Source organism: Shimazuella sp. NTD250 (assembly GCF_059510375.1).
In genome coordinates, this window is sequence record NZ_JCAJZS010000003.1 from 402,596 (window position 1) to 414,878 (window position 12,283).

12 protein-coding genes and 2 pseudogenes are annotated in these 12,283 nt (G+C 39.7%); 11 read left to right on the forward strand and 3 right to left on the reverse strand.

The annotated features are described in order from the left end of the window. Window positions 1-66: 66 nt before the first annotated feature. From AC5WOF_RS10185 to AC5WOF_RS10195, 3 genes and pseudogenes are all read left to right on the forward strand, one after another. Complete coding sequence (locus AC5WOF_RS10185) at window positions 67-429, forward strand: VOC family protein (protein WP_496049842.1); 363 nt, start codon at window positions 67-69, stop codon at window positions 427-429. 180 nt (window positions 430-609) lie between these two features. Further along, complete coding sequence (locus AC5WOF_RS10190; RefSeq protein WP_496049843.1) at window positions 610-1,479, forward strand: hypothetical protein; 870 nt, start codon at window positions 610-612, stop codon at window positions 1,477-1,479. A gap of 59 nt (window positions 1,480-1,538) precedes the next feature. Then, window positions 1,539-1,931 (forward strand): annotated as a pseudogene (locus AC5WOF_RS10195) (ClpP family protease); the annotation flags it as partial. 32 nt (window positions 1,932-1,963) lie between these two features. On the opposite strand, the gene AC5WOF_RS10200 reads toward AC5WOF_RS10195, so the two are convergent. After that, window positions 1,964-3,628: a recombinase family protein gene (locus AC5WOF_RS10200; protein WP_496049844.1), complete on the reverse strand. Its 1,665-nt coding sequence runs from the start codon at window positions 3,626-3,628 to the stop codon at window positions 1,964-1,966. Window positions 3,629-3,750: 122 nt separating this feature from the next. After that, window positions 3,751-3,918: a hypothetical protein gene (locus tag AC5WOF_RS10205; RefSeq protein WP_496049845.1), complete on the reverse strand. Its 168-nt coding sequence runs from the start codon at window positions 3,916-3,918 to the stop codon at window positions 3,751-3,753. Window positions 3,919-4,371: 453 nt separating this feature from the next. Between AC5WOF_RS10205 and AC5WOF_RS10210 the strand changes: the two genes are divergently transcribed. From AC5WOF_RS10210 to AC5WOF_RS10235, 6 genes are all read left to right on the forward strand, one after another. Further along, complete coding sequence (locus AC5WOF_RS10210) at window positions 4,372-4,722, forward strand: DUF1048 domain-containing protein (RefSeq protein ID WP_496049846.1); 351 nt, start codon at window positions 4,372-4,374, stop codon at window positions 4,720-4,722. A 161-nt stretch (window positions 4,723-4,883) separates the two neighbouring features. Beyond that, window positions 4,884-5,645 carry an ABC transporter ATP-binding protein gene (locus AC5WOF_RS10215; protein WP_496049847.1) on the forward strand — a complete coding sequence of 254 codons (762 nt, stop codon included), beginning with the start codon at window positions 4,884-4,886 and terminating at the stop codon, window positions 5,643-5,645. Further along, a complete protein-coding gene (locus AC5WOF_RS10220) occupies window positions 5,646-6,395 on the forward strand; it encodes an ABC transporter permease (protein WP_496049848.1) in 750 nt (249 codons plus the stop codon). It abuts the gene before it with no gap. A gap of 44 nt (window positions 6,396-6,439) precedes the next feature. Next, a complete protein-coding gene (locus AC5WOF_RS10225; RefSeq protein WP_496049849.1) occupies window positions 6,440-6,634 on the forward strand; it encodes a hypothetical protein in 195 nt (64 codons plus the stop codon). 114 nt (window positions 6,635-6,748) lie between these two features. Continuing rightward, a complete protein-coding gene (locus AC5WOF_RS10230) occupies window positions 6,749-7,444 on the forward strand; it encodes an ABC transporter ATP-binding protein (RefSeq protein ID WP_496049850.1) in 696 nt (231 codons plus the stop codon). Further along, window positions 7,444-9,684, forward strand: a complete 2,241-nt coding sequence (locus tag AC5WOF_RS10235) for an ABC transporter permease (RefSeq protein WP_496049851.1) — start codon at window positions 7,444-7,446, stop codon at window positions 9,682-9,684. The genes AC5WOF_RS10230 and AC5WOF_RS10235 overlap by 1 nt, the downstream gene beginning before the upstream one ends. A gap of 1,159 nt (window positions 9,685-10,843) precedes the next feature. Here AC5WOF_RS10235 and AC5WOF_RS10240 read toward each other — a convergent pair. Then, window positions 10,844-11,257: a hypothetical protein gene (locus AC5WOF_RS10240; protein ID WP_496049852.1), complete on the reverse strand. Its 414-nt coding sequence runs from the start codon at window positions 11,255-11,257 to the stop codon at window positions 10,844-10,846. 442 nt (window positions 11,258-11,699) lie between these two features. Between AC5WOF_RS10240 and AC5WOF_RS10245 the strand changes: the two are divergent. Together AC5WOF_RS10245 and AC5WOF_RS10250 are read left to right on the forward strand one after the other, a co-directional pair. After that, window positions 11,700-12,047, forward strand: a pseudogene (locus AC5WOF_RS10245) (ClpP family protease); the annotation flags it as partial. Continuing rightward, the gene (locus AC5WOF_RS10250) at window positions 12,022-12,249 is read left to right on the forward strand and encodes a YlzJ-like family protein (RefSeq protein WP_496049853.1); all 228 of its coding nucleotides are present in this window, start codon (window positions 12,022-12,024) and stop codon (window positions 12,247-12,249) included. The pseudogene AC5WOF_RS10245 and the gene AC5WOF_RS10250, both read left to right, overlap by 26 nt. Window positions 12,250-12,283: the final 34 nt, after the last annotated feature.

The window sequence follows — 12,283 nt, forward strand, 5'->3', positions numbered from 1 at the left end:
TTTATGGATATTTGGCTATTGGAACGGAAATCTTATACTTAGTATATAAGTATAGGGGTTTTTAACATGTTAACAAACATAGCCACCGTTGCCGTTTATGTAAATAATCAAGAGGCAGCGGAGCACTTTTGGATAGAACAGATGGGATTTGTTCAAAAAGAGAAAAAGCAAATGGGATCAGATAGTTATTGGCTGGAAGTTGCCCCTGAAAAAGCTCTAACTCATCTCGTGATTTATCCAAAATCCATGATGGCTAGCGCAGATGAACATAAAGCATCCATCGTTTTTGTGTGTGATAATGTAGAACAAACTTATCGACATCTTATGGAAAAAGGTGTTAATTTTTCAGGAGAACCACAAAAAATGCAATGGGGTACTTTTGTGCAGTTTCAAGATAATGAAGGTAATGATTATTTATTAAAAAGTTAAGTCAAAGAAATCAGAAGGGAAGAACGTTTCCTTTCTGGTTTTTCTTTGTGATTTTTGCTGTTTCTTTGTCAAAGAAGATATTTTTTTCATAAGGCAATATATTCCTAAATTTCGCTTAAGTTGTTGCTATTTCAATTTATTTGTCATAATATTAGAATAGCTCCGAAAGGAGGGATGTAGATGGATCCCAAAAAATCTTTAGAAGGATTTCGAGTTGATGCTTTACAACCCAAAAAAGAGGTCAAACCCATTCCAAAGCAAACTTACAAAAAAGGTAATGCTATTTTAATAATTTTATTTGCTAGCCTAATCGGGTTAACAACAGGGATAGGAAGCGCGTTTGCTTTTGGTATTAAGGAATTGCCTCCAAGTTCATCTCCATTAGATGAACCTTCGGCACAGTCACATGTCGATCAAGTTGAACCTTCTATAAAACAGTCAGAAATAAAAACATCTGAATTATCACCGCAAAAACCTCCAATTGATGAACCAACAGTAAAAGAGACGTTACCAATTGATGAGCCAATTAAAGAAGATACTTCTATTACAAAACATAAGGAAGAGGAATCAAAAGGTTCGGAAAAAAGCAATCATGAGAAGCAATCGAACGAACATAAATCAGAACCGACCGAATCAAAATCCACATCTAAGCAAAAAACATCTGAATCACCTCCTCCATCCAATCAGAAAACGGCTATGACCTCATCTAAATCAAATAATGATTCTTCAAATTCTACGACTTCATCTGCTGAGGAACAAAAAGTAACCGCATCTGCTGGAAATGTTCAACCAGACAAACAAACGATTCAAAACAAATCTGTTTCTGGAGCAACTAAAGACAGTGACATCAATACACAAACCAACAAGAAAAGTATTCCAACCGACCAAGTCGCAGTGTCATCAGAAGAAACTCCAGATCCTAAGACAAAGCCTGGAACATTACCAGAAACAGCGGGAAATGATCTAAATCATGCAGTTGCTAGTTTTGTCATCGTTTGCTTTAGCATTGCCTATCTTTTAGCAAGAAAAGAAACTCATCCTGAAAATTAGGATGAGTTTCTTTTTGTTTGGTTCATACTAAGGAAAACATAGAAAGGTGGATTTTGCTAATGAATGATGAACCAGAAATCCAAGAAGATGCGAAAAAGAAAAACGTGGTCCAAGCAATACAGCAGTTAGGGCAGACCAATGTACCACAAATGGAATCAAATATTTTCTGCTTGCCCATCATTGGGCAAATCGAAGGACATTTAGTAATGCCGCCACAAAACAAAACAACCAAATATGAGCATGTCATTCCTCAAATTGTCGCCGCAGAACAGAATTCAAAAATCGAAGGAGTAGTACTGATCTTAAATACGGTTGGTGGAGATGTAGAAGCAGGATTAGCCATTTCTGAGATGATCGCCACCATGAGCAAACCAACGGTCTCCATCGTATTAGGTGGTGGACATAGCATAGGCGCTCCAATTGCGGTTTCCGCTGATGTTTCTTTTATAGCATAATATAAACAGCAAAGAAAAAGCCTATAGATTTAGGCTTTTTCCAAGGTGTTCTTTATGTTTAATTTTTCCGTGATCACATGTTTAAACCGAGGGGATAGTTTTACTTTAGCTGACTTACTCACATTGCCTTTCTCTAATATCGTTAATTTAATATCATGGAATAGAGAATGGAGAATTTCGTTTTTCATTTGAGGACTTTTTGTGTTTTTGTAGATTGTTAATATCTTGGTGAAATTATCTTTTACAATTTCTATGTCTAATGGGGATTCGTAGGTACTGGCAGTTTCTTCAACGTTACTATACCAACTTTCCTCCATTGTCTTTAATTCTTGTAGCTCAGATTCAATAGCTGATCTTCGCTCAATAAAAGTCTGATCATCATAGATACCATTTTCGTATTTTGTAAAAATAAAATCTCTTCTTTTTTCGAGTTCCTTAGTTTTAGACTTAATTTGATTCAGTATATCTTCTTTTCTTTGAGCATGTGTGAAATTCTCTTTTGATTTCTTTTCGATTAGACCATGAAGTGCTTGTTCTAAGGTACTGTTATCAATCTCATGAAAATACTTAAGCAAACCGACCACTTTTTCTTCAATTGGTTCATACCTTGTAGTCAAACAGCCGTTTCGGCATCTTAGATAATAATCAAAGTAAACCGATACTTCTCCATCTTTTTTCTTATGACGACGTTTTGATCGATTAATAACAAGTTTTTTTTCACAGACGTTGCATACCATTAAAGCTGTGAGTTCAGCAACTGGAAACTCTTTTCCATTATGTGGTGGTATGCTTCGAGGGCTACTAATCCTTTTTTGCGCCTCGTAAAAGACTTCCATATCAACGATTGGTTCATGCGCTTCTTCAACATAGATATGTTCCTCTTTTGGACGGGCAATAATCCTTCCTTTTCTTCGTTCCGTTTGACTAAAACGAACGTGACCAATGTATACAGGATTTGTAACCATCCTTTTTAATTGGTGAGTATCCCATTTGTCATATCCTTTGGGAGTTTTAATCCCTAATTTGCTCAAGTAATTGGATATAGCCTTAAAACCTACTTTTCTACTTTCAATCCCATTGATGTAAAGATCAAAAATCAATCTTACAACTTTAGCTTGATCCTCATCAATCTCTAATCTTTGTGTTCTTGAGTTTAAATAATATCCGAAGGGAACAGAGCCAGTCATCCATTTTCCTTGCATAGCATAGCTATAACGTGCTCCTACCATCCGTTCTTTAATCTGTTCATATTCTTCTCTTGCCATAAAAAGCTCAAAACGAATTTGTCTAGCATCGCTTGAATTATTGGGGTCATAGGTTCGATAGGGAGTAATAATATAAATCCTTTTCTCTTGAAGTAAATCCATAATAAGACCTGTATCCTCATAACTACCACGGCCAAGACGGCTAATTTCTTTGACTGCTATCGTATCATATTTACCTTCTCGTAGCAGTTGGAGTACTTGCTGAAAAACAGGACGATTGGCAATGCTGTCACCAGAACCAATTTCTAAAAATTGATCATAAGGTATTCCAAGATCATCAAGAACCCGGCACATGAGCATTTTTTGTTCTTCTAATGTATCTTCGCCAGTTCTCTTTTCTCTTTCTTCATCTCGTCGAGATTTACGAACATAGTTAATAATGTTTGTTATTTTGTAGTCTTCTTTGGATGATTTCGGTTTACTTCGCATAGATTTATCACCTTTATATTATCGCTGTATCTTTTTATATTGCTGTATCATATATGCATTATAATATTGAAACAGCGATATAAAAGCAAGATATTTCCCAAGCATAAATATAGCCGCTTGTCTCAGCGGCTTAATGTTTCATCTATTGATTGGGAGAGGTTTAAGTTCTTAAATACAGCGTTAGCTAAAGCATCGTAAAGTTCAATCTCATAGGTTTTATGTGTATTTCCTTGTATTAATTCATAGATACAATCTTTTTTTTCAATTACTGCTATAACATTATCCTTCAATTTAAAACCCCCTGTAAACAGTAGACTTTGTAAAATAAGGAAATGATATACGTCTAATGTTTATATTGGGGAACTAATGACATAAATGAGCTCGATTAAAGAAATAAAAGAGATAATTGGTACTTGTAACTATCCAATTTCAATATATCTTATAAAAATGGATGTCCATGAAAGGGTTTGATGGCTTTATTTTGTTGCTCATATGGATTGTAGATAGATAAGGAAATAGTATGCGAAGCATTGATTCATCTGTATTATGATGTTTTCAAGTTGTCATACTCCGAATAATAAAATTGGATGAGCATGGATAACAACTAAGGTGCAAAAATATTTTTAAAAAAAGTTGACACCCTTTGCTACTTGGTGTTACTATATACATGTAATTAGTGATACTTAATAGCGTGATTCACCAAAAACTATTAGGAGAAAATAAATCAAAAGGAGAGTAGTAAAATGAATTTTTTTGAAAAAATTATTGGAAGTCTGGATGACAAAAGGGAATGGAGGGCGATGGAGGCACGTGCGAAGGCACTTCCAAATGAGTACCACAACGCTTACAAAGCTATCCAAAAATATATGAATTACTCTGGCGGTCTCACTGACTGGAAGGACTGTAGTCGCATCTTTGGCGGTATTCTCGATCTTTTCGAGGTAGGAGTAGCCGAAGGAAAGAAAGTCACTGACCTCACGGGTGAGGACGTGGCCGCTTTCTGCGACGATCTAGTGAAGGATGAGAAAACTTGGAGAGACAAGTATCGCGAAGATTTGAATCAGAGTATCGGGAAGCGAAAGGAAAAAAAGTAAATTCAATAAATAATACAGACTGATTAGCTGGGTAGAAGCGAGAATTACTGCATTCGCTATTCAGTTATATTTTTAACTTAGTAATAAGTGATACAGATTATCAGTCAGACTGAATAGAAGAATATAGGCAATCTAACTTAGTTTTTAAGGAGGAAAAAAGTATGAACAATCCAGCGATTTCTGTAAAAAGGTTAAAAAAATCCTTTAAAGACAAGGAAGTTTTAAAGGGAGTGAATTTTGAGGTGAGGAGTGGCGAAATTTTTGCACTGCTGGGTTCTAATGGAGCGGGCAAGACGACGATAGTCAACATCCTCTCGACACTGATGAAGCCTGATGGAGGGGAAGTAGGTATTTGCGGTTTTGACGTTCAGCGTCAACCAGATCATGTTCGCCAGAGTATCAGCTTGACAGGACAGTTCGCAGCTTTAGACGGCATGCTCACTGGAAGGGAAAACTTGATAATGATCGCCAAATTGCGGGGAGTTTCCAATCCCGCACAAGTCGCCGACAATCTGCTGGCAAGATTCAGCCTGACTGATGCAGCGAACCGGCGGGCGGATCAATATTCCGGTGGGATGAAGCGCCGGCTTGACATCGCAATGAGCCTGATTGGGAAGCCAGCAGTCATTTTTCTCGATGAACCGACAACAGGGCTTGACCCCGAAGCGCGAATTGAAGTCTGGGATACCGTCAAGGAGCTTGCCGGCGGCGGTACAACCATCTTGCTGACGACCCAATATTTGGAGGAAGCTGAACAACTGGCGGATCGTATCGCTATCCTGCATGGCGGAAAAATCATCACGACCGGTACTCTTGCCGAACTCAAAGAGATGTTCCCGCCAGCAAAAGTGGAGTACATCGAAAAGCAGCCGACATTGGAGGAAATTTTCCTCGCGATCATCGGCAAAAAGGAGGACATGTAAATGAAAAACAAAACAGGGGTATTACTAGGTCGTTTAATGCGCAACATCATGCGCAGCCCGGATACAATTATCACGGTGGCGATTACTCCGATTATGATGATGCTGCTGTTTGTCTACGTATTTGGCGGTGCCATAAAGACAGGTACAGACAACTATGTCAATTATTTATTGCCGGGAATCTTGCTGATGGCTATTGCATCCGGTGTCGCTTACACTTCCCTGCGGCTGTTTAATGATGTAAAGAGTGGGCTGATGGCGCGTTTCATTACCATGCCCATCAAGCGCTCGTCGATATTGTGGGCTCACGTGTTGACCTCACTTGTTTCTAATGCGCTTACTGTTGTAGTGGTTATCCTCATCGCGCTCTTGATGGGTTTCCGTTCCAGCGCTGATATTCTGGATTGGCTCGCGGTAGCTGGGATACTTGGGCTGTTTACGCTGGCATTGACATGGCTGGCGGTCATTCCCGGATTGACAGCGAAGTCTATGGAAGGAGCTACAGCCTACTCGTATCCGCTGATTTTCCTGCCGTTTATCAGTTCGGCCTTTGTTCCCACCGAAACCATGCCTAAAATTGTCCGTGTGTTCGCTGAGAACCAGCCGGTGACTTCAATCGTGAATACGATTCGTGCCCTCTTGTATGGAGGATCTGTTGGCAACGGTATCTGGATTGCACTTGCCTGGTGTGTTGGCATCATGGTGATCGCTTACTTCTTTGCCAATAAACAATTTAAACGCCATTTAGGATAAGGATACTTAACCATACCAATAGTCAGCCTCTGGGATGAATTCATTTGCTATCACATGAAGGGCAGTTTAAACGCCAGGCAACCATCGACGAAATCATGGAAACCCTCAAAATTGGTGTGATTGGAGGCGGCTCGATCACTTATTTCAACGCGAGGTTTGCCATGCATGATTTAGAAGAATATACAATATTGATTACATTTCAGTTGGAATGGGATTCATTGGGTGATCTTTGTATCTGAATTATAATGATTCATCAATTTATTACAATATTGATATTGACACAATCAACTACTCGGTATTGCTATATATTAATACTGAGTGATACTAAATAGAAATCAAAATGGGGTGTTAGGATGTTTTTATCAGTATCAAACCTTACGAAAAGCTATAACACAGGGATTATTACCCATGTACTCAAAGATGTGAGTTTGGAGATGGAAAGAGGACAAATCGGAGTAATTTTAGGCCCCTCTGGCTCGGGTAAATCTACGCTGATGAACATTATAGGCGGCGTGGACTGGGCGGACGGCGGTACGGTCGAAGTTGACGGAGAGCATGTTACAGATTTAAATGATAAGCAACTGGTTGAATACCGCCGGGAGAGCGTGGGCTTCATCTTTCAGTTTTACAACCTTGTGCCGAACCTCACGATAGCCGAAAATATCGAGGTTGTGTCGAACATCAGTAAAAACCCGTTTCAAATAGATGAGGTGCTGTCTGCTGTCGGACTTTCCGATAAAAAGAACCGTTTCCCCCGGGAACTTTCCGGAGGCGAGCAGCAGCGCGTGTCGATCGCACGAGCCATCGTCAAAAATCCAAAGCTCTTACTCTGCGATGAGCCCACCGGAGCGCTGGATCTCGAGACCTCACGGGATGTGCTGTCATTGCTCCAAAAAGTAAATGTGCAGTTTGGTACGACCATCCTGATGATTACCCACAACAGCGCTATCGCCGGCATGGCGCACGCCGTATTCCGGCTGAGAAGCGGCGAAATTGCGGAAGTTGGGTACAATTCCGAGCTTATCCCTTCGGAAAGGATTGAATGGTAATGGCCCTGCGAAAACGCGTATGGCGTATCCTAAAGGAAAACAAAGGTCGATATATCGGTATTTTTATCTTGATATTTTTGGGGAGCTTTTATTTTATCGGAGCTTCGGGAGTAGGCAGTAGCTTAGGAAATCTGGTCACCGACTTTACCGAAAAAAACAAGCAGGAAGACATTACATTCAAGTCAAACAAACCACTGGAAAATATTGCGGAGCTGGAAAGAGAATCCGGTGCGCTGATCGACACTTACCGGTTATACGACGTAAAAGTACCTAATGGGGAACTGCGTATTCTCAGCCCTGGCATAAAGGTCAATATCCCGGCGATAACATCGGGACATGGTTTGAATAAACCGGGGGACATTTTGCTCGATCCGAAATTTTGTCAGATGCATGGGCTGAAGATAGGCGATCAAATGAAGCTGAACGGAAAAATATTCAATATAGTTGGCACGGTAGCTATACCCAATTATATTTATATACTAAAGAACGTTTATGACACATTACCTCCTAATGGTTTTGGTATCGGTCTTATTTCCGACGCGGATTTTAAGGCGTTCCCGGAGGCGACCACGGTATATTCGGCATACATGAAGGACAGGGAAAATGTAAAAGCAAAGGCTGCCAATCTGTATGGGCTCTTAACCAAAAAAGGCTATTCCCTTTCCGAATGGTTGAATGCCGATACTAACGCACGCATCGCTATGGTGCGAGGGAGCATTGAAGGTGCAAATACCTTGGGCGCTCCCGTGGCAGTGTCTGTTTTCCTGTTATGCTGTCTTATTCTCGGTGTGATGATTCTGCGTATGGTCAAATCAGACAGCGTAGTCATTGGTATGCTATACGCACAGGGATATCGCAGGGGTGAACTGGTTCGGCATTATATGGCGATCCCGGTTCTGCTGTCCGCTGCAGGCGGTCTTGCAGGTACACTGCTTGCTCTGCCGGTTGTAGGACCCGTCATCGATCTTCTGACATCTTCTTACAATGTGCCTGTAACAGGCTTATCCTTCCCTCCATTGAGCATGGCACTGGGAGTGCTGATGCCTATGGCTTTGCTGAGTCTTTCGAGCTATTTCGTCCTACGCAGAGTGCTAAGGAAATCTGCGGCAGAGTTGATGAAAGGCGACGAACAAAAAGCGAAGGTGAATTTCCTTGAACGCGGACTCCGGCTGGAGCGGTTTAAATTTGCTACTAAATTCAAACTACGCGAGCAGATACGCAGCATACCTCGTTTGTTGTTTTTACTACTGGGTGTTAGCGCCGCATCGATGCTGATGCTGATTGGCTTTACTGTCAACAATTCGTTTCATGTTTTGATGGACAGCGCCGGAACCGATAGGTATTTTCCCATGGAGTATGCTTTCAAAGAAATACAGCATGGAGCTGTTCCGAAAGGCAGTGAGCCGTTCAATGCAATTCGCAGTTATCCCAAGGGGAACGAAAAGGCGGAGTTTTATGTTATGGGCTTGGAACCAGGCTCCATCGGTGTTACTATACGTGACTCGAACGGCAACAAGTTGCCAAAGAATCAGGTAAATATCACATATCTTTTGGCAAACAGGCTGGGGCTAAAGGTGGGTGATACCATTAACATCATTAGCAAAGTGGACGGAAAATCATTCAGTTTGAAGATAGGCGGGATCGCGGATACCTACTCCGGACAATATATCTATATGCCCCTTGATGAGCTCAACCGTATAAGCGGTAACAAACCGGGAAGCTATATCGGGGTGCTAAGCAAAAATAAGCTTAATATTGATGGAAATCTGCTTGCTGGAGTAAAAGACATGAGTAAACTTGATGAAATGGCTGATACATCTACATCCATGACAATGACGGGATCAGTAGTGCTTATCACCATCGTCGCAAGTCTTACTGGGGCAATCATTATCTTTCTTGTAACGTCGATGATGATTGAGGAAAGCCGCAGCACGATATCTCTGATGAAGGTATTCGGCTATCGCGGAAAAGAGGTTGCGAAGTTGCTTCTCAACAGTTCCACGCCAGTAGTGTTTATTGGTTTCTGGCTCGGACTCCCCTTAATGCTGGCTGTCGGGAACACCCTGTACGGTTATCTCGGGGAACAGATCAACGTTGTGATGCCCATGATTGTGAACCCATGGTATGTTCTGATAAGTTTTGTAGTGATTTTCGCCGTGTACGAAGTGACCAAACGGCTATGTGGGAGGAAACTCGCGAAAATATCCATGAGCGAGGCGCTGAAAGCGAGCACGGAGTGAGTTGTTTGGTCGCAACCCAATACATGCCAGCAAATCTAATAAAGTTGTTGCCGTTTAGTTTCGGATACGTTAATGGAGAACAATGCCCCGGTATACTGGGGCATTGTTCGTTGAGGGAATCCCTCAATTCCCTAGTGTGTATGATATCTCCAACGCCAAAAAAAGTGCGGTCTCGGAGCAGATACATTTAAGTGTAATTAGAGGTACAGTTGCAACTTTCTTTTATCATTCAGTTGGTTTTAACCCCCCTTGGTCTGGAGTTGGGTGCTCTTAAAATAGGGAAGAAGTATTTTGACGATGAGTATAGTATTTTTTGAAAAATCCAAAGTGAAATTTTTGTAAAAGCTGTAACAAGTAAAGATTGTATGAGTTTTCATGGAAGGGATCAATCAAGATGAAAAAAGCTGAAAGATTTGGGGTGGGGAACATAGGAAATGAAATTATTGATTTTCACAGATCAGTATGAGTTTATAGATTTGCGAGTGAGAAAACCCACAGTTTAAATAGTAGGATGATAACGAGCGTTGAACAAGAGAGGGTTTCATCCCTCTCTTGTTCAACACATTTTTCAGAAAAATATTTTTACAAACATACATTCTATTGGTAAATTATTACCAATTACACATAATGAATACTACTGAAATGCGAAAATCAAGCAGTAAATCTATTCTATACTGTACAATTCAACGGTGGGGCTCACGGGGGTAGCTTGGTAATGAAGGAGTCATAAGACTACAGTCCCAAAAATCCTATGGCTTTAGCCGTATGAAGTGTCAAAGGATAGACTTCAAAAGAAGAAGCCATATAAAAATGGCTTATGTCATCTAGTTTTACTTGTATAACGTTGTCTCTCGCCTTATATTAAAAAGGAGTTTCAGCACATTTTTTACTAGAAAAAATTAAGGTAATGTATAGTAAACAGAACTCAAAAAAGTAAGAACCATAGAACTGACATTATAAGATATCGTGCCATCCTACTTAAAAATTGACGATTCATGCAGGTACTTTTTATACCAGCTAAGCGTTTTTTTGATGAAAAAGGAACAGATTTGGGTTGTTTTGGAGAAAATATATAAAAAAATCATCCAAGCAAAGAGTTTTTAAACTCCTTGTAATTAGAATGCTTATGGTTTAAAACTGTAAGTATTTTAATGTTTTTTTATTTACTAAGAAGTGCATCCAATTTTTTTACCATTAGCTTTGCTCTCAGATAATAAAGACCTCTCATTAGTCGTTTTTCATCTGCACTTAAATCAGGCGGCTCTTCTACTGTAGGCTCTAACTGTTTTAACTGTTTCATGAAAATAATCAGTTCTACTCGATAAGTTCTGCATGTTTTTTTGATATTCTGTGATAGAGGGTGTTTCCCATGTTGTGAGTTTAATATTTCATCTATCTCATCAACAATCTTTCTAGCATTTTCCATCATCTTTCGTTCATGGATTTGTTCCTCTATCTCATTATAGAAAGAGCTTCCTTTATAACTAGGATCTAAGACTATTAGCTTTTTATGCACTTCTTCTAACTCTTTTGTTAATTGCTCAGGATTTAAAGCATCGAAATTTATTTCCATTTCTTTATCTCCTTCATTGATCATTTTTCTAAAAGATACTGTATGAGATGGAAAATGATTCATATTTTCCTTGCTAATAAGAATACTACTTTAAATTCCTCATTTCCTTTTTTCAATGTCACATCTCTATATTTTGACGATATATTATCTATGTTAGTAGCTTTATAGCAATTGGAAACCAAATAAAACAAAAGGAGATGAAGAATGAAAAAAGAAGAGGGGAAGTATTTTTTTAACTTATTCCAAATGGATTACTTCCTAATCTAATTTTCTCGCTACTTTATGTTGAAAAGAAATATAAATATAGAAGAATATACAGAATTGAATAGATGCTTGTAGTGAGCAAATGACGATTAAAGAGCATTTAAAGAATTTCATGATGGAAAAGTGGATAAAAAATATACAAGCCTTATGTGTTATTTGCTGTATAAATTATGCGTTATATTCTTTTATAGCAGAAACAGCAACAATGACTATCCACCCAATACGCTTAACAGGTTTGGTAATTGGGGTTCCACAGACCTTTGAGTACCTAGAAAAAATGCAAGATCGGGTGATTCGGTTTATTTCTAGTCATTCGAAGGTGACAGAAGAGAAGCTACGTGATTTGATGTTTCGTACTGGTGAACTTGCGAGAGATATTGGAACGAATGTGGTGGGAAAAGATGCAGTGAGAATGGGGCTCATTGATCGAGTTGGTGGTATTTCGGATGCAATGAGTGAGCTAAATCGGCTGATAAAAGAGCGAAAAGGAGGAAGCATTGATGCTTCATTGGACACTTCTTCCTGAGGAAATCGTATTCCAAGATCTCACCACTGAGGTTCCCCCAATTCATGAAACGATTGTGGATGGTGTGAGACTTTTGGTTCAGCAAGATGGAGATGCTATGCGAGTAGTTCGGTTACTAAGTCCTGATCCAGCTCATTTTCTTGATCCTCGGTTTCAGCCTGGAAATGTGATTTTTTCACAGTCAATAAATTCAGTTCGGTAGGACCATTACACCGCGCGTTCAGGGTTTATGACCT